Genomic DNA, 24939 nt, shown 5'->3' with positions numbered 1-24939 from the left:
AGATGACAGCCTGTGCGGTAGAATCCGGCTTCATGAAGGGGCCCTTGTTGAGGGGAAACGCGTGTTGCAACTCGTTTCTACCGCAACTGGGGCCTTCTTCAATTCAAGACCACGACTTCTTCATGAATTATTCGCGTTAAGCTGGACGCACCCTGCTCTCCATATCCTTCCCACAGGGCGACCATCTTCTCGTAGGCCCGCATGGGGTGGAGATCGGTGTTGCAGGAGCCCCTCTTCTCGATCTCCTCGGGTCGGATGTGCTTTTCGACCAGGCTGATCATGCCCCAGCTGGAATCATTCGATATGACGCAGACCACGGGAATGCCCAGCCTCGCCATGGTTTCCATTTCCATCGCATAGAATCCGAAACTACCGTCGCCCGTGTACCACATGACCGGCTTTCGATCGGCCGCCCAAGCTCCAATGACCAGGCCCGGGCCTGTTCCGATGGTGCCATTTGGCCCAGTCGCGTGGAGCTGCCCGGCGCGATAGGCCGTCGCCGCGCCGCCCATCCAAACCGAAGCCTCTCCGCCGTCGATGACCAACGACCAGTCTCTGCCCTCTTGCTCCAGGAATCTCGCGACCTCACCGGCGCATCGCCCGGGGTGAACGGGTGTCTTCTTGTCGTCGTAGGCGTCCCGCAGGTTCGCGGTCGACTTCTTGCCCCCGGGGCCGACCCATGAATCCTCCGGCCTGGCCGTGCGCCTGGCCTTGACCGAGTCGAGGAGCTGGCGAGAGACGGGGCCCGCTCCGCCGACGATTCCGATATCCGCACGCAAGTTGAAGCCGATCTGCGGCTTGTCCGTATGGACCTGGATGACCGTCGCGTCCTTTGGGATGTAGCGGCCGGCTCCCAGGCGGAAATCGAACCTGCAGCCCATGGTCAGCACGACATCCGCCCCGCCGATCGCGTTGGTGTTGAGGAGCCGGTTTTCCGACTCGTCGCCGAACATCCCTCTGCACCGATAGCCCGTGATACCAACGGGCATCTTCAGGAAATCCGAGAGCTCCGCTACCGATTCGGCATGCTGGCCTATCGTTCCACTGGCGCCATCATCGAATAGCATGGCTGGACGTTCCGCCTTGGCGAGCAATTCCGCAGCTTCTTCGATGAGAACAGGATCTCCAGCCGGGATGGCATTGCTCGTGCCACGCGGCGGAAATTGGATCTCTCCTTCGGCCACCTTCTTGAACAGAAGGTCTGTGGGAATTTCCAGATAAACCGGTCCCGGGCTCGAGTCGGTGGCCTGGCGAAAGGCCATGGACACGTATTCCGGAATGCGGCTCACACTGGTGACTTTCTTGGCCCACCTGGAGACCGATTTCATCAGGGTCAGCGTCGACATGTCTTGCAGGTCGCCGGCATCGCGCATCGCCATGGCTACGGCGCCTCCGATGTGAACGACCGGGATGTTCATCGATGCTGCTTCCATCATTCCGGCGGCGGTATTTCCCACGCCGGGCCCAGCTGTCGTCATCACCGCTGCGATCTTCCCCGATGCTCGCGTGTACGCGATGGCTGCGTACATCGCCGAACACTCATGTCGCATGTCGACGATTTCGATTCCGGCGTTCCGCATGCCATACAATGCAGGCATGATATGCCCGCCGCAGAGAATGAAGGCTCGTTCCACGCCCTCGTTGGCGAGCGCCTGTCCAACGAGTGCCCCTCCGTCCAACTTGCTCATGTCGGGTTTCCCTTCGTTCGGTTGGCTCTTTCGGTCGTACCCAGCACACGCAATTTCAATTCCTTGAATGCGCTCGCTCTGGCCATCGTGGGCCCGCAATGGGACCGGACTGGGCCAGGTTCGATCCCCTGCGAGGCATCTGGCCCCAGCTTCCAGGGGTGATGCTCGTCCATCTCGATGCGATCTCCAAGAGGAGATCGTGCGGATGAAGCGAAAGCAGGCCCCACGCGCTTTCAGCGGGTGTGCGGAAGCACTTTTTCGATCACCGCGCGCTGGAAGCCCTCGGGATTCTCCAGGGGGATCATGTGCCCGCTGTCCTCGAACCACACGATCTCGACGCGTGGAGCGTCGAGAGTTGCTTCCCATTCCTCGACCAGGGGAAACGGCGTATTCCAATCATGGCGCCCGGTGAAGAAGTACACGGGCACATCGAGCCGGGGAAGGTCCGTGAGGAAATCGATGTCCTCGACCTCGCTCCAGAGGATGCCGATGCTCTTCATGAAGCACGTGAAGAAGCGGAGTCGCGTACCCACGGTGTATTCGCTGCCTAGCAGGAGGGGCACGAGTGCTTCGCCCGCCCGTTTGGTCGCGTAGATGCTCCCGTTGTAGGAGTTCAGCCAGCTGCGTTGAATCTGGAGACCGTCGTTTGTTGCGTAGGGTGGATGGATTCCGGCGAGTTCCGCCGTGGCTTCCGTGTCACCTCGCCGCTGCGCTTCTTCGACGACCCACTCATAGGAGAGCTCTTCATTGCGCAACCCATGCACGAGTTGGCCCAGGCCGATGTAGGCGTGATAGAGATCTGGACGTCTTTGCACGGCCAAGGCGCCCACCACACTTCCCCAGGAGTGGCCGAGCAGCACGATCTTTCCTCCGCCCCCGAATCGCCCGGCCAGCTGCTCACTGAGCTCGATCGTATCGGAAACGATGCGGTCCAGACTCAGCCGACTCCAATCCGTCCCTTCGCAGGATGCACCCGCGCCGCGTTGATCCCAGTGCGCTACGACGAAGTGGCGCTCCAGCTCCTCCGAGTAGAAGCGAGCGATCGGGAGATGAGCAAAGCCTGGCCCTCCGTGCAGGTAGAGGAGGACCGGATTGCTGCGATCCTGTCCGCGCAAGAGGACGGTTTGTTCGAACCCGCCGAGTTCGATTCGTTCGAGCGCCGAAACCGCCCGCTCGCCGGCGAGCTCCGGCGTAGAAGCCGGCCGAAACGCCAGGAGAACGAACGCCACTACGATCAGTGCGACCAGCCCCACGAGGGCGCTTCCAAGCCACTTCAATATTCGCATGCGGGCAGGGTAGGTCAGTCAGAGAGGCTTTGCCGGATGGGAAGCCCAGAAACTTGCTAGGCGAGGATACCCTCCACCATGCGGGCCGCAGAGATCCCGGCGGTCGCCTCGACCATCCGGATCGTGGCCCGTGTGATCGGTACCAGGCTTTCCCGATGGATCTTGTCGAGAGTATCCATCGCGTCGAAGAGGTAGAAGGGCGCCGTCAGGTAGTTCACCAGGGGTACGCCCGCAGGGTGAAATGCGCCACCGTCGGTCGTGGGTCGATCGCCGAAGGCATCAGGCGCGATTACGAGTGCCCGGTCGATGGCTTCGGCCTGAAGGGCCGAAACGACGATGCGTTTCAACTCCGGGTTCTGGCTGGTGAAGAACCAGCGGGGCTCGGGCTCCCCCGTCGGCTCGAGCTTGCCGTCGCGTTCGCGGAACTCGTTGGCTGCGTGCTCGAGATGGATTTCCAGAACGATCTTCTCGAGTAGATCCGGATGGTCACGGATGAAGGCCTCGCAGCCGGCCCCGCCCGCCATGTGGCCAGCGTTCAGCAAGAACAGGAGGCGATGGGGCCGCTCGGCGGCGGGAACCTGCGACCAATAGCGTGCCTGGGCGAGTACCAGGGAAATGCCGGAAGCGTCCTCGACCGCCGACGCCCAGGGGCCGTCGTGGTGGGAACCGATGACGACCAACTCTTCGTCAGCGCCCGGTAGCTCGCCGATGATGTTGTGGCTCGTGATCGTCTCGCGCTTCGATTGAACTTCGAGGCGGATCGAGACGGGACCTTCGTTCAGCAGGGCCTGGATGCGTGCGCCGTCACTGTCTCGGATCCACACGCCGGGAATCGGTCGCGCGATTCCGTCGTAGGGGACGTAGTAGCGGTACGAGTCGCCTGGGTAGCCCTCGAGCATGCCAACGAAGGCGCTCGCGCCGGCGGCGATGGAGGGCTCCATCACGCCCATGATCGCCGGGGAGAAGGGCAGCAGTTGCGTCGCTCCGTCGAAGGTCTTGCGCGGATCCAGCACGATGCCGCCCGATCGGAAATCGAGGTCGATGTCCAACTCATCGAGGGCCCCGCCGGCATCGACGGGAAGGGTCGGAGGGAGCTCCATCAGGGGCGTTACGACGAACGCGGCTTTGCCCCTGGCCGAGTCAGGCGCATCCGGATCCAGCTTCACTAGCTCGAACTCCACGGGTTCGGTGGGTGCCGAGTGGGGAAGTGGGAAGCAAGGCACCTCGAAATGGGTGGCTTCCGAGTGGATGGTCAGTGAGCTGGCGAGCGGCTCCCAAAAGGGCAGCTCCACGGGTTCGCGGCGCACGCGTTCGAGGCCGAAGGCGTTGAATTGTCCGATCGCGTGATCCTCTGCGCGCCGGTCCGCCTCATAACCGGGCCGGCGAATTCCCCAGCTGAAGATCTCCTCGATCCAGTCGTGGATGGCATCGGTGGTGGGGATATGGCCGTCGCGCATCATCTTCTTCCGGGTACGGGTAGCGAGGGTCGCCAGCCAGTTCTTGGGCACGCAGGATCGATGATCCCAGGGTACCATCCTGTCTGGAGGCGAAACATGGCTTCTCCCCAGCGCGCTTTCGAGTTCTTTCTTCGGGAAGCGCGGCCGATTCTGGTTCGCGATCACGGTGGGGAAGTGGCGGCCGAGATCCTCGAAACGACGCGCATCGAGTACGAACGCGTCCGGCCCCAGGTTCCCGATATCGGGGGCATCGGAAACGTCTTCCAGCCCGTGATGACGGTGAACGGATGGATCGTCGCGTTGCATCGTTCGATGTCTGCGCACGGTTTCGCGGCCAGAGATGCGGTGCAGGTATGTCACGAAGTTCTCGACGGCGCTCTCAAGCGGCTGCCGGGTTGGCTATTGCGCGGAATCGGAGGCATCCTGCTCTCACCGGCAGGGCGTTGGTATTTCGAACGCCAGGCGCGCAGGTCCCAGCGGCGTCGCTACGCAGACGATTTCGTCTGGCATGTCGAGCGCGACGCAGATGGCGAACTGTCGATGGTCTTCGACGAGTGCGCGGTCAACAAGTGGTATGTGAAGCAGGATGTCCGGGAGCTTGCGCCGTACTGCAACTTCGCCGACGTGACCTATAGCCGCCTCATGGGGATGGGGGTCGACGCAAGCGAGACCCTGGGCCTTGGCTGCGGCCAATGCGCGCTTCGTTTCAAACATGGCCGTGAGACGCCGGTTCCGAAGAACCTGGAGGGAATCGTCGCCGCTCAATGAAAGCTGAAACGTACTACCGGGACCATTGGCTCGATGTCGATCCGGATCGGATCGAGGCCTACGAGGAAATGTTTCGTTGGCGTCCAGAGATGGCGCCGCTGTTGGCTCCCGCAGGGATCAGCGAGGGAGAGACGGTCGTCGATTACGGCTGCGGCCCGGGCATGCTTTCGCTCGAGCTTGCCCAGCGCGTCGGGCAGAGCGGCCGGGTGCATGCGGTGGACATCAACGATCTGTTTCTGGAGCGGGCCAGGCTCCACGCCGATGGAGAAGAGCTTCGCGAGCGCATCGAATTCCATCGCATCGAGCATGACAGGCTGCCGCTCGAGGACGCCAGTGTTGATTGCGTCGTCTGCAAGAACGTCCTCGAGTACGTGGACGATCCGGAAGAGACATTGCGCGATTTTCGTCGCGTGCTTCGCCCGGGTGGCCGCGTTCATGCGATCGACAGCGACTGGGGAATGCTCGTGGTGGAGCCGATCGAACCCAAGCGATTGGGGCGCGTCTTCGGCGCGGCCAGCATGGCGTACAAGACGCCGCTGATCGGCCGGAAGCTCTTCGGTTGCATGCGTGGTGCTGGCTTCGATGAGGTGAAGGTGAAAGTCGTCGTCGGACCGGATACGAAGGGTCGTGCGGCCGCGATTCCGCTGAACATGGCCAAATACGCTCGGGAATCGGGCCAGCTTCCGGAAGCCGAAATCGACCAGTTCGCCCAGGACATCAAGGACGCGGTGGAGGCGGGCACCTACTTGCTGGTGCTCCCCCAATTTCTCGTGACCGCCACTGCGCCGGAACTCCGATAGGAAGGAAGATCTTGGAACCCATTCGCTATGTCGACCGATTGAACGAGCACTATCGCTCTCAGGGTTTTCCCGCCTACAAATGGGTCGTGCACCGGGACGCGCCGCTCACGCCATTGAGCAAGCCGCTGGCAGATTGCACGATTTCGATGCTCACCTCCGGGGGCGTCTCACGCAGGGAAGCCGAGCCGTGGGATCCGAACGCCCGCAATGACTTTCGCCTCGATGCAATCGAAGTGAATGCACCCTCGGACGATTTCCAGATCCATGACGCCTACTATGATCATCGCGATGCCGACAAGGATCTGAACTGCGTCATTCCCATCGACCGGCTGCGAGAGCTGGCGCAAGCGGGCGAGATCGGTGGCATCGCGCCTCGCCTCTGGAGCGGCTTCATGGGCCGCATCTACAAGCGTCGGGCCGTGATCGAGGAGGAAGCGCCGGCCCTCGCCCGTGAACTCGAAAAGGACAAGGTGGATCTCTTCGTCCTGGTCCCCGCCTGACCCCTCGACCACCAGACGGTCGGTCTGGTCGCACGCGTCATCGAAGAAGCGGGAATCCCCACAGTGCTGCTCTCGACGGGTCGGGATCTCACGGCGCAGGTTCTTCCTCCCCGCTCCACCTTCGTCAACTTCCCGATGGGGAACCCGTTTGGGCACCCGCAAGACGCGGAAACCCAACGAGCCATTCTCCTCGCCACACTTCAGTTGGCTGAGACGGCAGTGAAAGGCGGCACCCTGGTCGATCTCGACTACGAGTGGGACAGGGATTTCGCCACCGTGCTCGATTGACGCAGCCGGCGATCGGTCTCGGGATTCGCGGTGTACGCTCCTGAAACATGACGAACCGCCAGGCCGCCCTCCCGACACGGGCAAGACAGCACCCCCGAAGGCTGGCGATCGTTGCCGCCTTGGCCGCGGTAGCTGCGAGCGCCGGCGACTTGCTGCTCCTGACCACAGCGGATGGACCGCCCGCTGGGCTGGTCGTTGGGCACTACCTCGGGGTTCTCGCGATCCCCCTCTACGGATTGGGGTACTGGGCTGTGGCGCAGCTCCTCGCGCCGGGCCGCGCTGCGGCGGCGCGCGCCGTTCTTGGCACGGGTCTCTTCGCTGCGGCGATTGGCGGAACGGTTCACGGAGTCACGGCGGTGATCATCAACGCTGCGGCGAATGCACAAGGCGACAGTGCCGAGGCACTGCAAGCCGCGGCAGCTTTCTTGCTGCCTCTGTGGGTATTGCTCGGTGTGGCTGCGCTGTCCGCGTCTGGCTTCTACGCACGCGCAGTGGCCAGCGGTGCGACGGCATTGCCGCGTTGGATGGCCCTGGCCAATCCCCTGGCGTTGATTCTGCTGCTCGCGGCGATCGGAGGCCTGGCGGGGCCTGCACAGAGAGTGCTCGTCCTGGCTGCTCCGAACCTTGCGCACGTGGCATTCTTCGCACTCGTCGCGCTGACGGCGACCGAACCGCAACCTGACTAGCCGTTTCGATTTCGCGTCGTCGAGACGGAGTACGTGCCGAGGGTGGCACCAGGGATCTGCTACGGGGCCATGGTCATGCGCATGAAGCCCGGCTCTCCCATCAACCCTTCGAATTGTGGCGTCTTCAGCTCCTCGACGGCCTGGAATCCAACCCGTTCGTAGGCGTTAAAGGCGGGCCGAACGAACTCGTTCTTTGTAGCGGCTCCTCGGTCGCACCTACCAATACCCGTTGGCTACGGCGCGACGCCCGGCTTGCTGCATTCTCTTCCTGCCCTGACTTCGTCGAGGCCCAGTGCCCAGCCTACAGCTGCTGCAGCCAGGTCAGCATTGCTGCGGCAACGGCCTCCGGCTGCTCCGGCAACAGCGCGTGGCCCGCACGCGGAATCTCGACGACACGAACGCGGTCCGGGTACGTTTCGGCCAGGTGCTCGGCGTTGCCGATGGGCGCAATGCGATCTTCGGCGGGCTGGACCACCAGTAGCGGCTTCCCCCCGGCTGCCCACCAGGTTTCGGCAGGTGTCTCCCGACTGGCCTTGCCCTGCGCTGCGGCCACAGCCGCGTACCACCCATCCCGCCAAACCGCCGGGTCGTGGCCTTCTGCGAAGAACGCGAGCTCGATGGCAGCCAGGCGTTCGCGCTCGGAGAGGCTGTCGTCGAAGCTCGATCGTAGTGCCTGCCCGATATCGTCCGGGATCGGAACACGCCCGCCCGCCGCCAGCAGGACGACCCCGTGAACCAGCTCGGGATGCAAAGTGGCCAGCATGCGTGCAACGCGATTGCCGAATGCATGGCCCGCCACGACGACGGATTCGTTCCCGAATGAGCGGATCACCGCCGCAACGTCGTCCGCCAGGATCTGCATCGTCAGACCGTCGAGGGTGCCGCTGCTCTCACCGATGCCTCGCGGTTGCGGCCGGACCACACGGTAGCCAGCCTTCGCCAGGCGGTGAGAGAGGTCATCGAAGTCATGGGCGCCCCGGCCCAAGGAGGGAAGCAGGACCAGGCTCGGGCCGTTTCCCTCGAGAAGCACCTCCAGCTCGGCCTCACCGTTTTGAATCATCTGCCTGCCCATCCAGTCCGCCTCGTGTTTCGAGTCTTCGGCCCTGTTCGGAGCAGCGACGGCTGCCAGGAGCGCGAGGCAACCCACAAGTTTCATGGCTCGGTGCATGCAAAGCTCCCACCCTTCGCCCGGGCAGCCGTGTTCAGGAAGAGCGGGCCTGGCGGGCGTCCGCCAGGACATCGATGGCGCTCTCGGGGCCGTCGTCGGTATCGACCGGCCGGCTCACTTCCTCGCAGCGCTCGACATGGAGTTCGACGGCGGCGATGTCTGCCGCCAGGGTTTCCGGGTTCCACAAGACCGAAGGATGCTTCGGGCCGCCAGTGCCTTCCGTCAGGTTCCGCAGCGCGTGGCCGATCATGAACAGCCGGCCGCCGGGGGCCAGGGCGTCTGAAACCTGGGCGAGTACGGCCTGCATGTCTTCGCGGGGCACCTGGAGATAGGAGACGATGACCAGGTCGAACGCGTCCGAAGGGAGCTGGGCGGAAGTCGCGTCTTTGCAGGCCCAATCGACATCGACACCCTCAGCGGTGGCGAGTTGGCGCCCGCGTTCGACGGCAACATCCGAGTAGTCGATGGCCGACATCTCCCAACCCTGCTTGGCCAGCCAGATGGCATTGCGTCCTTCACCACAGGCGAGATCGAGGGCACGGCCGGCCGGCTCAGGTCGGCTGAGGGCTTCGGCCACGAAGCGATTTGGCTCCGTACCCCAGACGAGATCCGCCGAGCGATAGCGTTCGTTCCACGCGTCTCGTTTCACGGGGATCTCGTACCGCTGGACATTCCCCGAAGATATCCGAGAAGTCGGCGGTTGGTGGCTCGCTGCGCAGTTTCAGCAGAGCTCGTATTCGGAGAAGTGGGGCGTCGCCATCTCCTCGCGGAATCGGTTGAATGACCAGGGCCAGGCCGCCGGTACGCCTCGGTCATCCAGGTACCAGCTGCGGCAGCCGGTCTGCCAGACGGTTTTCTTGGCGGCCTCGACCCGGCTGGTCTCGAAACGATCGGTCGCCTCCTGTGAGGCGCTCACCTCGGTGCAGCGCCCGGTTCGGATCAGCTCGACCAACTGCATGACGTAGTCGAATTGCAGCTCGGCCACTTCGATCAGCGAGAAATTGCCGACCGGACCATTCGGTCCATTCAGCATGAAGAGGTTCGGAAAGTCGGGGATCGAGATGGCCATGTACGCCGAGGGACGTTTGGCCCAGGCGTCTTCCAGACTCACGCCATTCCTCCCGATCACTTCCATGGGCCGCATGAATCGATCGACCCGGAAACCCGTGGCGAGCACGAGGATATCGAGCTGGTGGAGTTTGCCGTCTACGGTCAGGACGCCTGGCTCCTCGACCCGATCGATTCCTTCAGTCACGAGTTCGACGTTCGGCCGTTGGATGGCTTCGTAGAAATCTTCCGACATGATCAGGCGCTTGCAGGCCGCACGGTAGTCGGGCCGAAGCTTCTCACGCAGCACCGGATCCTTGACGTTCGTTTCGAGGTTGAGACGGCACGCAGCTTCGATGGCCGCGAGCTGTGGTGAGTTGGCGTCGACGACCGCATTGGAAAAACCGTCTGCAAAGAGCTGGGAGATTTCTGAACGCAGGGACTCCAGGGTTTCAGGGTGGATGCGGAACTCGTTCTTCTCGTCCACGCTGTAGGCCGGGTTCTCCTGGGGCATTACCCATTGGGCAGTGCGTTGGAATAGCGTGAGCTCCGCCACTTCGGGCGCGAGGGCCGAGACGATCTGGATCGCGGTCGAGCCGGTGCCAACGACGCCGACCCGCTTGCCTGCCAGGGATGCGTCGTCGTCCCAACGGGCGCTGTGGAAGATCTTGCCTTCGAAGCGGCCCAGGCCTTCGATCTCCGGGTAGGAGGGGTGGTGCAGGACGCCGGTCGCGGCGATTACGATGTTCCCCTCGTCCCGGGTTCCGTCTCCGAATTCGATCTGCCAGCGTCCATTTTCGAACACGCAGCGTTCGGCTTCCTTGCCGTACTGGATGCGTTCATCGACGCCATGGTTTCGTGCGACGTCTTCGAAGTAGGCCTGGATCTCCGCGCCCGGGGCGAAGCGGTGGCTCCAATCCGGGTTGGGTGCGAAGGAGTAGCTGTAGAGATGGGAGGGCACATCGCAGGCGACGCCCGGGTAGCGGTTCTCGCGCCACGTTCCGCCGAGCCGTTCGGCCTTCTCGTAGATGGCGAAATCGTCGAGACCGGCCTCCTGGAGCTTGATGGCACTCAGGATTCCCGACATCCCGGCACCGAGGATGATAAAGCGGAGATCACGCGATTCCTTGGACGATGAGGTGGCGGGCATGGGCTCTCCTGGGGATGGCGTCGCGTCGGATGCCCTACCGTCGCGTAGACGCATCCGCACCCTGCTTTTCGCAAGAATCGTGCCGATGCAGGCGATCGATCCTGGGCGTTCGTTTTCTCCCGCGTGTGACGGAGTTCCACACCGGCTCTACCATCCTGTCCAACCTGTCACTCCGCACTCTCGGCCGCGCCCGGTCGCGGGTGCCATTTCGGAGTCCCCCATGATCAAGGGATACGCTGGTCGCCTGCTCGAGGTAGATCTCAGCACGAAGAAGTTCTCGTTCGAGCCGCTCGATGAGGAAACCGCACGCCTCTACATCGGCGGCAAGGGCTACGGCACGCGCCTGCTCTACGACAGAACGGAGGCCGGCGTGGATCCGCTCGGGCCCGCCAACCCACTGATCTTCTCCACCGGCCCGCTCAACGGATCGGTCGCGCCCCAATCGAATCGTTTTGCGGTGGTGACGAAGAGCCCGCTCACCGGCGGCATCGGAAACGCAACCTGCGGCGGCTCCTTTGCACTCGGCATGAAGAAGGCTGGCATCGACGTACTCGTCGTTAGCGGGCGTTCGGAGCGGCCGGTTCGCATCGAGGTAGATGGTGATGGAAACCATGTCGAGTTCCTCGATGCGGCAGACCTCTGGGGAAAGGGCACGTACGAAACCCAGGAGCTGCTAGGCAAGAAGAAGAATCATGCAGTGATCGGCCCGGCTGGTGAGAACGAAGTGCTCTTTGCCGGCATCGTCTCGAACGAGCGTATCGCGGGACGAACGGGTGTCGGTGCCGTGATGGGATCGAAGAAGCTGAAGGCGGTTTCCGTGTGGGGCTCTCGCAAGCTCGACATGGAAGATGAGGACAAGTTCAAGGCGTACACCAAGGAAGTCCGCGCCATCTTCAAGGATCACCCCGTGCTCGGCGAGAGCATGAAGCGATTCGGAACGGCGGGCATCGTCAACACCACCAATGGCCGCAATATCCTTCCGACCCGGAACTTTCAGAAGGGTCATTTCGATGACGCGATGAAGATTTCGGGCGAATGGATGGAAGAGAACGACCTCAAGGGTGTGAAGACCAGCTGCATCCATTGTCCTGTCACCTGCGGCCGTGACGTCGAGGTCGAGGGGAAGGGCCGGGTGAAGGGTCCGGAGTACGAAACCCTGGCGCTCATGGGATCGAACCTGGAGATCGGCGACCTGAAGAAGGTTTCCGAGTGGAACTACCATGCAGACGATCTCGGCATGGACACGATCAGTCTTGGCGGAACACTGGGCTTCGCCATGGAGCTTGGCGAGCGCGGGATGCTCGATACGAAGCTGCATTTCGGTGACCCGGCCGGAGTGACCGAGTTGATCCAGGACATCGCTCACCGGCGCGGGCTCGGGGCGGACCTCGCCGATGGAAGCCGCCGCATGAGCGAGAAACTGGGCGGGCGGGAGTTCGCGCCGCACGTGAAGGGCCTCGAACTCTCCGCCTATGATCCACGGGGCTCCTTCGCCCAGGGACTGGAGTACGCCACGACGAATCGAGGCGGTTGCCACGTCCAGGGCGCCAGTATGTATCTCGAGTCCGTGGGGCCGCTGACGATCAATCCCCGGAACCTGAAGCTCAAGGCGGAGCTTCCGATCGTGCAGCAGAACCTCGCGTGCACGATCAATTCCATGGTGCTCTGCATCTTCACCACGTACGGAATCGTTCCCAAGCAGATCCACGAGATGGATCCGAATTCATGGAAGTATCGCGCCCTGGCGGGTGCGCTCGAGAACAGCGGGCCGTTGTTCCGCTGGGTCCAGAGCATCAAGGGCAGCCCGCTCCTGTGGTTCGAGAAATGGCTCACAATGATCACGGGAACGAAGTTCTCGAGTGGCCACCTGCAAGAGATCGGTGGGAGAATCTTCAACCTCGAACGCATGTTCAATCTGCGCGAGGGGCTGACGGCGGCCGACGACAACCTGCCCGATCGCATCCTCCACGAGCCCATCTTCTCGGATACGACCTCGGGGCACCCGCTGGATCAGCTGCTGCCCAGCTACTACAAGAAGCGCGGTTGGAGCGCTGATGGCGTGCCGACGAAGCGGACGCTCGACAAGCTGAAGGTTGCCGTCTGATGCCGGTTCATGTCGAAGTCACGTATGACATGAGCAAACAGCTGGGTACCCACCGCCTGGAGCTTTCAGGGAACACGGTTGGTGAAATCGTGGATGCCGTCCGCGCACGCTTTGCGGACGACCCAGACGTTTTCGAGAAGCTGACGGCCCAGACCGCGGTAGCCGTCAACGGCCTCCTCGTGCGCCACGGCGATCGGCTCGAGACGAAACTCGCCGACGGAGACCGGGTGAGTTTCGTGAAGGCGGCGGCCGGGGGCTAGGCGAGGGACTCTACGCGGGCGCCGGTACTTTTCGGGCCTACGGCGCGAACTTTCCCCATTGAGTGCCCAGGGCAACGGCGGGATCGAAGCTCCCTGTCTTCACGCCCGCGTCGAGCAGATCGCCATCGGTGAAGTGCTCGAGGACGTTCCCCCAAGGGTCGCGCCAGTAGTCGAAGACCTGGCTGCCCAACACGTGCCGGCCGATGCCGGCATGGTGTTCGTAGCCTCCCGCATTCTGAAGGTGCTCGTGGCCTAGCATGACCGCGTCGATGTCCTCTACTTCGAAGGCCGCGTGGTCGAAGCCCGGCTCGCCGAGTCCGACACAAAGGAACGTGTGGTGGTCCACGGGCATGTCGCCGCGGTCGCAACGCAGGAAAGCCGTCACGACGTTCTCAGGCTCGCCCAGATAGACCTCGTCGGTGCGGATGAGCCCGAAACACGAGCGGTACCACTCGTCGCTCCTGGCGAAATCGGAGACCCGAACGACGCAGTGGCCCAGACGCTTCACGCGGGCTGGTCCTCGTTCCACGCGCTGGAGAATGTTGAATCGGCGCCGTTCGTAGCCCAGGTTGTAGGGCTGGGCGTGCGGCGTCGGCAGCACCTCCGCTGGCGCGCGACCGTGGATCACCTCGACCGAGAAGCCGTCCGGATCGCTGAGTCGGACACGTCGCCCGCCGCCCGGGCCGTCCAGCTCCTCGATCGCGGACGCACCGGGGAGCGCAGCGGCGGTCTCCAGATCCTCTGGGCTGGCGGCGTCGAAACCGACGCCAGCAAAGCCTGCCTCGCCTTTCTCTACCACGTGGATCCAGGGCTCCGGATCGCTGCCACGGGAGTAGAGAACGCTCTCATCCCGGTGGACCGTCATCAGGCCGAAGTCGTCCAGGAACTGCTCCATCTTGTCCAGGTCGGGCGCGCGGAACCGTACGAATGCGACGTCGGTGATCTTGATCATCTGGGTTCTCCTTCGACTGGGCTCGAGTTCAACCGATCCGGGTGGTGTCGGCAGGTTCTTCAATGACGGTGTTCTCGAGTTCGCCTACGCCGTCGATCGCGACCTTGACGACGTCGCCGACCTTCAGGAGTTGCGGCGGCTTCATACCGAGGCCGATGCCACTCGGCGTTCCGGTCGCGATGAGATCACCGGGCTCGAGCGTGAAGGCCGTGGAGAGATGCTCGATCAGATCGAAGCAACTGAAGATGAGATGTTTCGTGTTGGAGGATTGTCGAAGCTCGCCGTTCACCCAGGTCTTGATGTCGAGACAATGGGGATCCGGCAGCTCGTCGTTCGTCACGATCCACGGGCCGGTCGGGCAATGGGTGTCGAAGGATTTGCCGATGGTCCAGGTAGGAGTGCGTAGCTGCCAATCGCGCACGGTGACGTCGTTCACCACCGTCAGGCCCGCGATCACCTCGGCGGCACGCTCCTTCGGAACGTGGCGACAGCGCTGCCCGATCACCACGCCGAGTTCACCTTCGTAGTCGAGGGAGCTCGAAGCCCGCGGCATGTGGAAGGGATCGCCGGGTCCGACGACGGAGGTGGACTGCTTGTTGAAGACGAGCGGAAGCTTCGGTGTCTCCATTCCCGATTCCGCCACATGGTCCGCATAGTTCAGGCCGATGGCGAGGATCTTGGGCGGACGAAGCACGGGCGATTCGAGGTGCACGTCGGCGAGACGAAGGGTCGGGGCGCCCTTCGCTGCCCGAGCAGCGGCGGCGAGGGCATCGGGGCCACCGCTGAGGAGCCGGGTCATCTCGTCGGGAAGGTCCGGTGCAGCCGTGGAGAGATCGACGATGCCGTCTTCGACCACCACGCCCACACGGGTTCGGTTGTCTTCGGTGAACGTTGCAAGCTTCATGATGAGGTTTCCTTTTCTTCGTTGCTGGGGGGTTCCAGAAAGAGGTGAGTGATGGCGCTGGCATGAGCCTCGATGAAGGATTCGTCCGCCGGGTCGAGACCGCTGATACGCCGACATTCCGGGGCCTGGTGGAAGACGAGATCCACCGCACCGATCAGGATGTAGTGGAAGTGGACGGGGTCGATGCCCGCTGCAAGGTGTCCCTTCTCCTGGCCAGCGCGCAGTGCTGAGGTCGTCGCCTCGAAGAAGGGCTTTACGTAGCGGTCGACGAGCCAGCGCATCCGGGCTCCTTCCCGCTTGCCCTCGTCATGCATCAGCCGCACGAACTCTGGATGGTGGCCGACCCAGCGGATGTAGCGGTGGATCAACACACGCAAGCGCTCGCGATCGTCGAACGGTCCGGCCTCTTGCAATGCATCGCCGAGCCCATCGCCAAGCTCATCGAAAACGCATGCAACGGCTTCTCGCCAAAGCTGTTCCTTGCCGTCGAAGTAGTACTTGATCAGGCCCAGGTTCACTCCGGCCCGACCCGCGATCTCGCGAGTGGTGGCGCCGTCGAAGCCCGACTCCGAGAAGCACTGGAGCGCGGCCTCGAGGATGCGTTCACGGGTGCTGATGTCTTCTTGGTGCGAGGCTTGGCTGGTGGAAGAAATGGGGAAATCCTCTCGGGCAATTCATCGAACGGCCGGTTAGCCCAGGCGTGCGGCCAATGCCCGCAGCATCCGTTGGGCCAGGTAGCGCTCCGGGTCCTGGTCGCGCTTGGCCAGGAGCCTGCCGACGCCAACTTCGATCGCGGTTTGAACTTCCTTGCGCAGCTCGAAGCAAGCATCGCGATCTTCGTGACGGCCTTCGAAACGGGTGACGTCGACCGGGGCGCTGAAGTGGAAATATTGCCGTTCGAGGCGCGGCAGTCCGGCGGGACCGCTGCCCCACGAGATAGGCGGGATCATCTCGCCGCCTCGGAACCAGGGCTTTTCGGTGACACCCAGGCGCTCCAGCAGCGATCCGACCGGCGAGTCCATCACGTCGTTTGCGTCCGCAAGGATCTCGAACATGTCGTCCACGCCTACCGAGGCGAAAGGGACGATGGGTACGCCGTGCTGGATGGCCATGCGGGCGAAACCGATGCGCTCCTTCCAGATGAGCTGGTAGGACTCGCCCTTGCGTCGGGTCACCTCGCGGCCGCCGCCAGGGAAGACGAGTACTTGCTCGCCTTTCTCGAAGAGGCGCGCGCAGTTCTCGCGGGTGCCGCGCACAGCGCCCAACGAGACGAGTGCGTTTCGCCAGCCCGGTATAGAGAAGTGCAGGTGGTCGGCAAGTCCGCGCACCGGCCGGCCCGTGTGTTCGTAGATCTCGAGACCGAGCATCGGGACATCGATCATTCCGTAGATCGTGTGATTGCCGACGAAGAACACCGGGCCTGTTCGGGGCACATCTTCGAGGCCGCTCGAAACGGGGCTGGTCATCAGCGAAATCGGGCGGAGAGCACTCTTCAGGTGGTCCAACGGGATGGGTTCGTAGCTGGCATCGGACATGTCGACCCCTCCGGATCTCGACTTAATCGATCGACTAAGTGAATTATACAGATGATTAAATTTCCGACAAGCCCCAATTCTCGATTCGCTCTACGGAAAGCCGTTCACCGTCAACGGGTACATGCGCCCGGGAAGACTCGTTCAGTGAAGGGGATCGGGCCGTAGCGGTGCGAGTTCCCCTTCGAAAACCGTTCCCCAGACCCGGATCTCCTTGAGGCCCTTGGCGCCCACCTCATAGGGGTCCGCATCGAGCACGGTGAAGTCCGCACGCTTGCCGGCGCGGATCGAGCCGGGCATGAGAACCTTGTCTTCGAGGGTCCGATCGATCGTTCCTCCCCGTGCATCGATCCAGGGTTGCATGGAGGCGAGGTTTCCTACGGCCACGATCCGGCCCTCGGAAGCAGCGACCGCTGAAGCTTCCGGCAATGCAGGTTCCATGGTCATGATCTTCCGAGCTGTGAACACGGTAAGCGCCGATGCACTGGGCTCGGCAGCGGAGAGAGCGGCCGGAAGGAAGAGCACGAGGAGGCAGCAGAGCGGTTTCACCGCTCTTCTACGCTACCGCAGCGCGATCCCGGGTCGTAGGCGATACTCTTCCGCCGCCCGCCGTTGGGCCCAACCCCCGAGGAATGATGACATGTCGATCGTCGAGACACGCAGCGGGAAGATCGAGGGAACCCAGACCGAGGGTCTGAGCGTTTTTCGGGGAATTCCCTTCGCGCGGCCGCCGGTCGGCGAACTTCGATTTCGTGCGCCCGAGCCAGAGGAAAGCTGGACGGGCGTGCGCAAGGCCTTCGAATTTGGATCGAGCGCACCCCAGAACCCCGTCCTGCTCCCGCTTCCCGGGATGGACGTGGGCGCCATGGACGAGGACTGCCTCTACCTGAACGTCTACACGCCGGCTGCCGACACGGAAGCCAGGCCGGTGATGGTGTGGATCCACGGCGGTGGATTCACGATCGGTTCGGCCTCCCAGGTGATCTACGATGGCGCACCCCTGGCCCAACGTGGGGACGTCGTCGTTGTGACGATCAACTACCGCCTGGGGCCACTGGGCTTTCTTCACCTGGCGGACGAATGTCCGGGCCTCGAGGGTGCCGCTGGAAACGCGGGGCTCCGGGATCAGGTCGCCGCGCTGGAGTGGGTGAAGGAGAATATCGCTGCATTCGGAGGGGACCCCGGAAACGTCACGATCTTCGGTGAGTCGGCCGGAGGCATGAGCGTCGGGAGCTTGTTGGGTGCCCCCAGCGCGGCGGGCCTCTTCCAGCGGGCCATTCCCCAGAGCGGCGCGGCCCACAACGTCCACGATCGCGAAACGGCGAATCAGGTTGCGCGGAAGTTCCTGGAAAGCCTCGAGGTTGCGCCAGCACGTGCGGCCGAGACCCTGCGTGGCATTTCGACAGCCAAGCTCCTCGAGGCCCAGCAGAAGATCGGCCTCACGCTGGGGGCATCCGTGGGACTCTTGCCGCTCCAGCCCGCGGTCGATGGCGATTTTCTTCCCGAGCCGCCGCTCGACGCCATCGAAGCGGGCGCTGCGCGCGGCGTCGATCTGTTGCTCGGTACGACCCTGGATGAGTGGAAGCTATTCGGCTTCCTCGACCCGGAACTCGCGACGCTCGATGATGCCGGGCTGCTCGCCCGATGCGCCAGCCAATTGGGTGATGAAGCTGCGGCGAAGCGCGTGGTCGATGCCTATCGAGGTGCCCGCTCGGAGGGGGAAGCCCAGACACCCAAGGACTTACACTTTGCGATCGAAACGGATCGTGTTTTTCGCATGCCCGCCATCCGTCTGGCCGAGGCTCAGCAGCGGCACCATGATCGGGTCTTCATGTACCTCTTCACCTGGGAGTCACCGATGATGGGTGGCGCCCTCGGTTCCTGTCACGCGGTCGAATTGCCCTTCGTGTTCGGAAAACTCGAGGAAGACGGTGCGGATCAATTCGCAGGGTCTGGCCCCGAGGCCGAGCGTCTCTCGGAGCAGCTGATGAACGCGTGGCTGGCTTTCGCACGAGGAGGCGATCCCAGCCATCCGGGCCTGCCGGAAGGCCATTGGCCCGCCTACGAATCCGAGCGCCGCATGACCTTGCGCATCGGACGAGATGCGGCCCATGAACAGGGTCCGGCGGATCAGGAACGAGAAGCGTGGGATGGGCTCTTGTAGGCCCATACGGGTTCCGATCGCTCCGTAGTCGCGCTCTGCTGGCCTCGGTGAATTCGTCCGGGTTGGTAGAGAGGGATATAGTTCCCTTGGGAGCAGAAGGCGGGGCCTATCAGAGATGGCAGATGGTACGGACGTGAAGGCACTCGACCTCGGGAGCCTCTGGCACCCGATGTTGCAGCATCGTGGCATCGAAGCGCGCATGCCGCGCGAGATCGTTCGAGCTTCCGGCGTCTTCCTCGAAGACGCGAACGGCAAGCGCTTGCTCGACGGCGTGGCTGGCCTCTGGTGCGTGAACGTGGGCTACGGCCGCGAGGAGCTCGCCGATGTGGCGCGCGAACAGATGGCGCGTCTTCCCTACCTGCCCCTCACCTTTACCCACGCGCCAGCGGCCGAACTGGCGGCCAAGCTGACCGGGATGCTGGGGTACCCCAGCAAGGTGTACTTCACCAACAGTGGCTCGGAGGCGAACGAGGCGGCGTTCAAGATCACGCGTCAATTTCATGCCCAGACGGGTTCGCCTGACCGTTACAAGATCATTGCCCGCTACCGCGGCTACCACGGCAACACGTTGGGCGCCCTCTCGGCAACGGGTCAGGCGGAGCGCCGGCTCGGCTACGAGCCGCTCGCGCCGGGCTTCCTGCACATCGAAGCGCCGGACAGCTTCCGCAATACCCAGGATTGTGCCGCGCTCCTCGACCGGACGATCGAATGCGAAGGCCCGGAGACCGTGGCGGCGTTCATCATGGAGCCGATCATCGCCGGCGGCGGCGTGCTGGTTCCGCCGGATGATTATCTTCCGAAGGTGCGAGAGATCTGCGATCGCCACGGCGTGCTGTTGATCCTCGATGAGGTCGTGACCGGCTTTGGCCGCACGGGTGTCTCCTTCGCGCACCGTCGCGCCGAGGTGGAGCCGGATCTGCTGACCCTCGGCAAGGGGATCGCGAGCGGCTATCAGCCCCTTGCAGCGATGGTGGCCAAGCAACATGTGTTCGAGGCGTTCGAAGGCGCGCCGGATGAGCTTCGTCACTTCCGCCACATCAACACCTATGGCGGGCATCCGGTGGCCACCGCGATAGGCCTCCGCAATATCGAGATCTTCGAACGGGAAGAATTGTTCGACAAGGCGGCCAAGACCGGAGATGCATTGCTCACGCGTCTTCGGGGCCTCAAGGATCATCCCAACGTCGGCGAGGTGCGTGGCCGTGGTTTGTTGCTCGGCATCGAGCTCGTCGAGGCGGACGCCAGCCGCAACCCACTGGATGCCGCCCGCACGGCCGCGGTGGTGGCGCGTTGTGCTGCTGACGGCGTGATCGTTGGCAAGACGACGAATACGACGCCGGGCTTCTCCAACGTCGTCATCCTCGCTCCGCCGTTGGTGCTGGCCGAGGAGGAAGCGGATCTGCTCGCATCGACCTTGGAGAGGGCGATTCGCGAGGAGCTCTCGACGAAGGCGTGAGGGTCCTCTCCCTCAACTGCGGAAGCTCGTCCCTTCGCTGGGGCTTGTTCGACGTCTCGGGAGAGCGCGAACTCGCGTCAGGTGCGGTGGAAGAGGCCAAGAATCCAGTCGAGGCCTGGGAACGGGCGCGCCCCGCCCTCGAAGCGCTCTCGCCGGATGCGGTGGGCCACCGTGTGGTTCACGGTGGGGAACGCTTTACGGATGCGGCTCCCATCGACGATGCGGTGCTGCGCGCGATCGAGGAGCAGGTTCCGCTTGCGCCGACGCACAACCCACGCTGCCTGCTGGGAATCCGGGAGGCTCGGAAGGTATTTTCGACCGCCCCTCATGTCGCGGTCTTCGACACCGCCTTCCATCAATCGATGCCGCCCGAGGCGTACCTCTACGCCCTGCCCTACGAATACCACGAACGCGATCGTATTCGTCGCTACGGATTCCACGGAACCTCTCATCGTTATGCTGTCGATCGAGCCGCCCAGCTACTCGACAAGCCTGCGGCCTCCTTCACGGGGATCACGTGCCACCTGGGCAACGGATGCTCGATCGCGGTGGTGAAGCGCGGGCGATGCGTGGACACGTCCATGGGAATGACCCCCCTCGAAGGACTGATGATGGGTACGCGTTCCGGCGACGTCGATCCGGCCGTCGTGCTCGAATTGGCGGCACGCCCGGAGGTCGGCACGCAGCGCCTGATGGCGATCTTGAATGAAGAGAGCGGCCTGCTCGGTGTCTCCGGTGTGTCGAGTGACCTGCGTCAGGTCGAAGCGGCTGCAGCCGAGGGCAACGAGCGTGCCCGCCTCGCCGTCGATCTCTTCGCCCATCGCGTGCGCCGGGGAATCGGGTCTGCCTTGGCAGTCCTCGGGGGGGCAGATGCGGTCGTCTTCACGGGTGGAATCGGTGAGCGCGCCGCAGTCATGCGCGAGCGGATCGCCACGCGTCTTGGAGGATTGGGCATGCAGCTCGACGACGAGGCCAACCAGGCGTGTCGTTCCGGCGACGAGCGAATCTCGTCCCCCGATTCGCCGATCGCACTCTTCGTGATCTCGGCCCGCGAGGAATGGCAGATCGCCCGAGAAACAGCCGCCGCCCTGACCTGACCAAGTCAACGGCGGTTGACTTGGTCAGGTCTCGATCGGTGTCGGCCGGCCGTCGTTGTCGACCGCGACCATCACGAACTCCCCCGTCGTGCAGAGACTGCGATCTCCGGAGAGGAGATCTTCGCGGAACATCTCGATGCTCACTCGCAGCGAGCTTCCGCCGACCTCTGAAACCGTGCCAACGAGTTCGATGAGTTCTCCCTGTTTGACAGGCGCACGGAACTCGACCTTCTCCGAGCAGGCGGTCACCACCGCCAGACGGGTAAACCGAGATGCCACGATGAACGCGAGCCGATCCATCAGGCTCAGGGCATGGCCGCCGAACAAGGTGCCCTGACTATTCGTGTCCTCGGGGTAGACGATTTCCAGCATTCTTCCGCTTCGCTCTCGATCAGTCATCCCGTTTCTCCCGTGCAATGGCCAGCGCCGCCAGGATCTGCTGGTGGCGTTCGCGCGTGAGGGGGTAGTGAAGCGCGATCCATGACGCCAGCAAAAGGAACACGATCGGGCCGATCGAGGCCAGGGAGCGAATCGCGAGCAGCGCGTTTTCGCCCTGGGCTCCTCCGCCGCGCAGGAAGCCAGCCTGGTCGAGCAGGAAACCTGCCGCGGCCACGCCGAGGGCTCCTCCTAGCTTGCGCAGGAAGGTGAAGACGCCTCCGTAGATCCCCTCCTGGCGTTGGCCTGTTTCGAGTTCTCCTTCGTCGATCACGTCGCCGAGCATCGACCAGGGGATGAGGTCGGCCACCGCGTAGCCGATGCCACAGAAGGCGAAGAGCGTGAGCACCACCCAACGTGGGTGCTCGGGTTGGCAAAAGAGAACGCCGATCGAGCCTACGCTCCACCACAGCGCACCAGCAATGAAGATGCTGCGCTTGTCCTTCGTGCGGGCGAGAAACAGCCAGATGGGCAAGGAGAGGATCACCGAGCCGAGCATCGCGCCCATTGCAAGCGGGAAATCCCCGGGGCGAGCGAGCCAGTGGGTGAAATAGAAGAGCAGCATCGCACCACTCACGTCTACGGCGATGCGAGCAGAGAGAAAGAGGGAGGAGAGAATGCGGTACGTGCGGTGTTCGGTGAGCCCCCGGACACCGGCGGCGAAGCCCTGTCGAATGGGACGACGAAAGCCGGGGCGTTCCCATGTGACGGCGAAAACGATCAACCAGGGAAGTGCAATCCAGAAGCCGAAGAGCAGGCCGGCCCGTTCGTAGCCCGGGGCGCCACCACCGAAAGCACCCACCAGGGCGGGCATGCCAACGGCCGTAAGGAGGATGGCGCCCATCACGGCAACCGAGCGGAAGGTGTTCATCGATGTGCGCTCGTCGTAGCCGAGGGCCATTTCGGGCAGTAACGCAACATACGGAACCGCGAGCAGGGTCGAGCACAGGGTGTTGATCACGTAGACAGAGGCGTAGAACATGAAGACGGCATGCTCGCCTTCGAGACCCGGATCAGACCACAACAGGGCGAACGTCACTCCGAAGGGGATGGCGCCGAGCAGAAAGAACGGGCGACGTCGGCCCAGCTTCCAGCGCGTCGCGTCGGAAATGCGACCCATCAACGGATCGGTGAAGGCATCGACTGCGCGACCGAGCAGCAGAACCAACCCGGCAGCGGTGGGAGAGAGCCCGGCGACCTCGGTCAGGAAGAACAAGAAGAAGAGCGATACCGAGGCCAGCTGGACGTTGATGGTGTGGTCGCCCAGCGCGTAACCGCTCTTCACATGAAGAGGCAGGCTCTGGTGGCTCAAGAAGCGGGCGTCTCGGTGCGACGGATCATCAGGCGCTCAAACAGACGTGGGGCGAGGCGCGAGATCCACCATGAAAAGGTCGCCTCGCGAGGGAAGAGAAGTAGCCGCCGGTTCTTCATGGCTGCGCGAACGATGGCATCGGCGATGGTGCTCGGTTGGGTCGGATTGCGCACTCCGGTGCGAGCTTCCCTGGGTGCCGAGCCGCCATCTCCTCCCAGGGCGTGCTTGCCGATCGCGGTGTCCACGAACGAGGGGCATACGAGCAAGACGCGCAGACCCTGGCTGGCGTACTCGGCCCGGAGCGAATCGAAAAAACCGTGCAAGGCGTGTTTGCTAGCCGAGTAGCCCGTTCGGCCTACCAGAGGCGCGAATCCGGCGACGCTCGACATGGCGATTACCTGGCCGTTTCGCTCGAGCAATGAGGGGAGAGCCGCCTTCGTGCAGTTGACTGCACCGAAGAAGTTCACCTCCATGACCTGTCGCAGGACGTCCACCTGGGTGTCGCCGAAATGTCCAAGATGGGTGATGCCCGCATTGTTCACCAATACGTCGATACCGCCGAACGCCGAGACCACCTCCTTGAACGCATTACGGCAGTCGGCCTCTTTGGTCACGTCGCAGCGGATCGAGATCGCATTCTCGGGAGGCTCGTCGATCTCCTCCCGGTCCAACAACGCGACCCGAGCACCCTCACGTAGATAGCGTTCGGCGAGTGCCGCACCGATGCCCGCTGCGGCTCCGGTGACGACGACATGCTTGCCACGCATTTCGCCGGCTTCAGTTCGCAAAGTGGAATGCACGGTAACGGTCGAAGCATTCTCCGCTCGAATTCGTGGGTGTGAATCCGAACTCGTTCTTGAGCGCCTCGTTGGACAGGACCGGGCGGTAGCGCAGAAAGCGCACCTGCTCCGGACCGAGTTTGGTCAGGCCGAGGGAATTCGCGAGTTGCAAGCCCCCGGCGAGCAATGAGGCTGGAACCGAGAGATAGGGCTTGCCGAGCCGCCGAGCGATCTCCGGAAGACTGATCGTGCCGTCACCAGCCAGGTTGAAGATTCCGCTGCGTTGTTCCCGGATCCCCTTCACGATCGCCGACGCCACGTCTTCGTCCCAGATGATCACGAACGGGGAATCCGAACCCCGTACACCCAACACGACGGGACGATCGAACATGGCCGTGATCGGATTGCTGACGGTCTCGCCCAGGATCGTCCCGGGTCGGAAGATCAGCTGGGCCAGTTCCGGATGCTCCTCCCGCGCGCGGGCGAGCATTTCTTCGACCAGGCGTTTGTGATCCGAATAGGCGAACTCGGGGTTTCCGCGTAGGGCGTCCTTCTCCGAAAGGGGGACGGGGTTGTCGGCGTGATAACCGTAGGCGGCGCCGCTGCTGGTGTAGACGAGCTGGCGAACTCCGGCTTCGAGGCAGGCCGCAAGCACGTTTTCCGACCCGAGGACATCGATCGAGTATTCGAACTCGCGGGTACTGTCTTTACCGGGTGTCACGATCGCCGCGAGATGCACGACGCAATCCACGGAATGCTCGGACAGCTGCTTTCCGAGTTGTGGATTCCGGATGTCGCTATTCAGATACCTGACACCCGGCAGCCTCCCCTCCTCCGGTACGTCCCGAAGATCCATTGCGACGAGATGCGATACCTCACCGGGCCGAGCCGCCAGTTGTGCGATGACTTGCCGGCCGATCAACCCCGACGCGCCTGTGACCAGGACGGACGTCATTCGCCCGGCTCTAGCCCGAATAATTCATGAAGAAGTCGCGTTCCTGAATTGAAGAAGGCCCCAGTTGCGGTAGAAACGTGTTGCGACACCCGTTTCCCCTCAACAAGGGCCCCTTCATGAAGCCGGATTCTACCGCACAGACTGTCACCTT

Annotated in this window: 25 protein-coding genes; 10 read left to right on the top strand and 15 right to left on the bottom strand. The window is 63.3% G+C overall.

Translation table 11 applies throughout. The features are described from left to right. Positions 1-98: 98 nt before the first annotated feature. From GY937_14485 to GY937_14475, 3 genes are all read right to left on the bottom strand, one after another. Complete coding sequence (locus GY937_14485) at positions 99-1688, bottom strand: thiamine pyrophosphate-binding protein (protein ID MCP5057909.1); 1590 nt, start codon at positions 1686-1688, stop codon at positions 99-101. 233 nt (positions 1689-1921) lie between these two features. Next, positions 1922-2974, bottom strand: a complete 1053-nt coding sequence (locus GY937_14480) for an alpha/beta hydrolase (GenBank protein MCP5057908.1) — start codon at positions 2972-2974, stop codon at positions 1922-1924. 56 nt (positions 2975-3030) lie between these two features. Then, complete coding sequence (locus GY937_14475) at positions 3031-4482, bottom strand: M28 family peptidase (GenBank protein ID MCP5057907.1); 1452 nt, start codon at positions 4480-4482, stop codon at positions 3031-3033. Positions 4483-4527: 45 nt separating this feature from the next. On the opposite strand from GY937_14475, the gene GY937_14470 reads away from it, so the two are divergent. From GY937_14470 to GY937_14450, 5 genes are all read left to right on the top strand, one after another. Continuing rightward, positions 4528-5199 carry an L-2-amino-thiazoline-4-carboxylic acid hydrolase gene (locus GY937_14470; GenBank protein MCP5057906.1) on the top strand — a complete coding sequence of 224 codons (672 nt, stop codon included), beginning with the start codon at positions 4528-4530 and terminating at the stop codon, positions 5197-5199. Beyond that, positions 5196-5999: a methyltransferase domain-containing protein gene (locus tag GY937_14465; GenBank protein MCP5057905.1), complete on the top strand. Its 804-nt coding sequence runs from the start codon at positions 5196-5198 to the stop codon at positions 5997-5999. Before GY937_14470 ends, GY937_14465 begins: the two co-directional genes overlap by 4 nt. 11 nt (positions 6000-6010) lie before the next feature. After that, positions 6011-6499, top strand: a complete 489-nt coding sequence (locus GY937_14460; protein MCP5057904.1) for a hypothetical protein — start codon at positions 6011-6013, stop codon at positions 6497-6499. Between the two features lie 63 nt (positions 6500-6562). Next, complete coding sequence (locus GY937_14455) at positions 6563-6787, top strand: hypothetical protein (GenBank protein MCP5057903.1); 225 nt, start codon at positions 6563-6565, stop codon at positions 6785-6787. A gap of 47 nt (positions 6788-6834) precedes the next feature. Next, entirely contained in the window at positions 6835-7473 is a 639-nt protein-coding gene (locus tag GY937_14450) for a hypothetical protein (GenBank protein ID MCP5057902.1), read from the top strand. Between the two features lie 301 nt (positions 7474-7774). On the opposite strand, the gene GY937_14445 is transcribed toward GY937_14450, so the two are convergent. The 3 genes from GY937_14445 to GY937_14435 all read right to left on the bottom strand — a co-directional run bounded on the left by GY937_14445 (position 7775) and on the right by GY937_14435 (position 10838). Beyond that, positions 7775-8641 carry an alpha/beta hydrolase gene (locus GY937_14445; GenBank protein MCP5057901.1) on the bottom strand — a complete coding sequence of 289 codons (867 nt, stop codon included), beginning with the start codon at positions 8639-8641 and terminating at the stop codon, positions 7775-7777. Between the two features lie 34 nt (positions 8642-8675). After that, positions 8676-9290 (bottom strand): class I SAM-dependent methyltransferase, encoded by a 615-nt coding sequence (locus GY937_14440; GenBank protein ID MCP5057900.1) that lies wholly within the window; start codon positions 9288-9290, stop codon positions 8676-8678. Positions 9291-9362: 72 nt separating this feature from the next. Next, on the bottom strand, positions 9363-10838 hold the full coding sequence (locus GY937_14435; GenBank protein ID MCP5057899.1) for an NAD(P)/FAD-dependent oxidoreductase: 1476 nt from the start codon (positions 10836-10838) through the stop codon (positions 9363-9365). 220 nt (positions 10839-11058) lie between these two features. Here GY937_14435 and GY937_14430 point away from each other — a divergent pair, with 220 nt between their 5' ends. Next, entirely contained in the window at positions 11059-12942 is a 1884-nt protein-coding gene (locus GY937_14430; GenBank protein MCP5057898.1) for an aldehyde ferredoxin oxidoreductase family protein, read from the top strand. Next, entirely contained in the window at positions 12942-13202 is a 261-nt protein-coding gene (locus GY937_14425; protein MCP5057897.1) for a MoaD/ThiS family protein, read from the top strand. The genes GY937_14430 and GY937_14425 overlap by 1 nt, the downstream gene beginning before the upstream one ends. 37 nt (positions 13203-13239) lie before the next feature. Here GY937_14425 and GY937_14420 read toward each other — a convergent pair whose 3' ends face one another. From GY937_14420 to GY937_14400, 5 genes are all read right to left on the bottom strand, one after another. After that, a complete protein-coding gene (locus GY937_14420) occupies positions 13240-14154 on the bottom strand; it encodes a glyoxalase (GenBank protein ID MCP5057896.1) in 915 nt (304 codons plus the stop codon). Positions 14155-14182: 28 nt separating this feature from the next. Continuing rightward, positions 14183-15058 (bottom strand): fumarylacetoacetate hydrolase family protein, encoded by an 876-nt coding sequence (locus GY937_14415; GenBank protein MCP5057895.1) that lies wholly within the window; start codon positions 15056-15058, stop codon positions 14183-14185. Beyond that, entirely contained in the window at positions 15055-15576 is a 522-nt protein-coding gene (locus GY937_14410; GenBank protein MCP5057894.1) for a TetR/AcrR family transcriptional regulator, read from the bottom strand. Before GY937_14410 ends, GY937_14415 begins: the two co-directional genes overlap by 4 nt. Positions 15577-15747: 171 nt before the next feature. Further along, complete coding sequence (locus GY937_14405; GenBank protein MCP5057893.1) at positions 15748-16593, bottom strand: acyltransferase family protein; 846 nt, start codon at positions 16591-16593, stop codon at positions 15748-15750. A gap of 141 nt (positions 16594-16734) precedes the next feature. Beyond that, positions 16735-17037 carry an amidohydrolase family protein gene (locus GY937_14400; GenBank protein MCP5057892.1) on the bottom strand — a complete coding sequence of 101 codons (303 nt, stop codon included), beginning with the start codon at positions 17035-17037 and terminating at the stop codon, positions 16735-16737. A gap of 193 nt (positions 17038-17230) precedes the next feature. Between GY937_14400 and GY937_14395 the strand changes: the two genes are divergently transcribed. From GY937_14395 to GY937_14385, 3 genes are all read left to right on the top strand, one after another. Continuing rightward, positions 17231-18754: a carboxylesterase/lipase family protein gene (locus GY937_14395; GenBank protein ID MCP5057891.1), complete on the top strand. Its 1524-nt coding sequence runs from the start codon at positions 17231-17233 to the stop codon at positions 18752-18754. A gap of 115 nt (positions 18755-18869) precedes the next feature. Beyond that, positions 18870-20210 carry an aminotransferase class III-fold pyridoxal phosphate-dependent enzyme gene (locus GY937_14390; GenBank protein MCP5057890.1) on the top strand — a complete coding sequence of 447 codons (1341 nt, stop codon included), beginning with the start codon at positions 18870-18872 and terminating at the stop codon, positions 20208-20210. Then, positions 20207-21307: an acetate kinase gene (locus tag GY937_14385; GenBank protein ID MCP5057889.1), complete on the top strand. Its 1101-nt coding sequence runs from the start codon at positions 20207-20209 to the stop codon at positions 21305-21307. The genes GY937_14390 and GY937_14385 overlap by 4 nt, the downstream gene beginning before the upstream one ends. A 24-nt stretch (positions 21308-21331) precedes the next feature. Here GY937_14385 and GY937_14380 read toward each other — a convergent pair whose 3' ends face one another. From GY937_14380 to GY937_14365, 4 genes are read right to left on the bottom strand one after another with little or no spacing between them, the layout of a single operon-like run. After that, positions 21332-21706, bottom strand: a complete 375-nt coding sequence (locus GY937_14380; GenBank protein MCP5057888.1) for an acyl-CoA thioesterase — start codon at positions 21704-21706, stop codon at positions 21332-21334. Further along, positions 21699-23054, bottom strand: coding sequence for a hypothetical protein (locus GY937_14375; GenBank protein ID MCP5057887.1), 1356 nt, complete (start codon positions 23052-23054; stop codon positions 21699-21701). Before GY937_14375 ends, GY937_14380 begins: the two co-directional genes overlap by 8 nt. Next, complete coding sequence (locus tag GY937_14370) at positions 23051-23821, bottom strand: SDR family oxidoreductase (GenBank protein ID MCP5057886.1); 771 nt, start codon at positions 23819-23821, stop codon at positions 23051-23053. The genes GY937_14375 and GY937_14370 overlap by 4 nt, the downstream gene beginning before the upstream one ends. Positions 23822-23831: 10 nt before the next feature. Further along, positions 23832-24788, bottom strand: a complete 957-nt coding sequence (locus tag GY937_14365) for an SDR family oxidoreductase (protein MCP5057885.1) — start codon at positions 24786-24788, stop codon at positions 23832-23834. Between the last annotated feature and the right edge of the window lie 151 nt (positions 24789-24939).

The organism is bacterium, assembly GCA_024228115.1.
Taxonomy (GTDB): domain Bacteria; phylum Myxococcota_A; class UBA9160; order UBA9160; family UBA6930.
Note: the sequence above shows the minus strand (reverse complement) of the source record. Positions and strands in the feature narration are given on the sequence as shown.

Coding starts and splice junctions, on each gene's coding strand:
- GY937_14485 (MCP5057909.1), bottom strand. CDS start 1,688: ATGAGCAAGTTGGACGGAGGGGCACTCGTTGGACAGGCGCTCGCCAAC.
- GY937_14480 (MCP5057908.1), bottom strand. CDS start 2,974: ATGCGAATATTGAAGTGGCTTGGAAGCGCCCTCGTGGGGCTGGTCGCA.
- GY937_14470 (MCP5057906.1), top strand. CDS start 4,528: ATGGCTTCTCCCCAGCGCGCTTTCGAGTTCTTTCTTCGGGAAGCGCGG.
- GY937_14465 (MCP5057905.1), top strand. CDS start 5,196: ATGAAAGCTGAAACGTACTACCGGGACCATTGGCTCGATGTCGATCCG.
- GY937_14450 (MCP5057902.1), top strand. CDS start 6,835: ATGACGAACCGCCAGGCCGCCCTCCCGACACGGGCAAGACAGCACCCC.
- GY937_14445 (MCP5057901.1), bottom strand. CDS start 8,641: ATGCACCGAGCCATGAAACTTGTGGGTTGCCTCGCGCTCCTGGCAGCC.
- GY937_14435 (MCP5057899.1), bottom strand. CDS start 10,838: ATGCCCGCCACCTCATCGTCCAAGGAATCGCGTGATCTCCGCTTTATC.
- GY937_14430 (MCP5057898.1), top strand. CDS start 11,059: ATGATCAAGGGATACGCTGGTCGCCTGCTCGAGGTAGATCTCAGCACG.
- GY937_14425 (MCP5057897.1), top strand. CDS start 12,942: ATGCCGGTTCATGTCGAAGTCACGTATGACATGAGCAAACAGCTGGGT.
- GY937_14420 (MCP5057896.1), bottom strand. CDS start 14,154: ATGATCAAGATCACCGACGTCGCATTCGTACGGTTCCGCGCGCCCGAC.
- GY937_14415 (MCP5057895.1), bottom strand. CDS start 15,058: ATGAAGCTTGCAACGTTCACCGAAGACAACCGAACCCGTGTGGGCGTG.
- GY937_14405 (MCP5057893.1), bottom strand. CDS start 16,593: ATGTCCGATGCCAGCTACGAACCCATCCCGTTGGACCACCTGAAGAGT.
- GY937_14400 (MCP5057892.1), bottom strand. CDS start 17,037: ATGACCATGGAACCTGCATTGCCGGAAGCTTCAGCGGTCGCTGCTTCC.
- GY937_14395 (MCP5057891.1), top strand. CDS start 17,231: ATGTCGATCGTCGAGACACGCAGCGGGAAGATCGAGGGAACCCAGACC.
- GY937_14390 (MCP5057890.1), top strand. CDS start 18,870: ATGGCAGATGGTACGGACGTGAAGGCACTCGACCTCGGGAGCCTCTGG.
- GY937_14380 (MCP5057888.1), bottom strand. CDS start 21,706: ATGACTGATCGAGAGCGAAGCGGAAGAATGCTGGAAATCGTCTACCCC.
- GY937_14370 (MCP5057886.1), bottom strand. CDS start 23,821: ATGCGTGGCAAGCATGTCGTCGTCACCGGAGCCGCAGCGGGCATCGGT.
- GY937_14365 (MCP5057885.1), bottom strand. CDS start 24,788: ATGACGTCCGTCCTGGTCACAGGCGCGTCGGGGTTGATCGGCCGGCAA.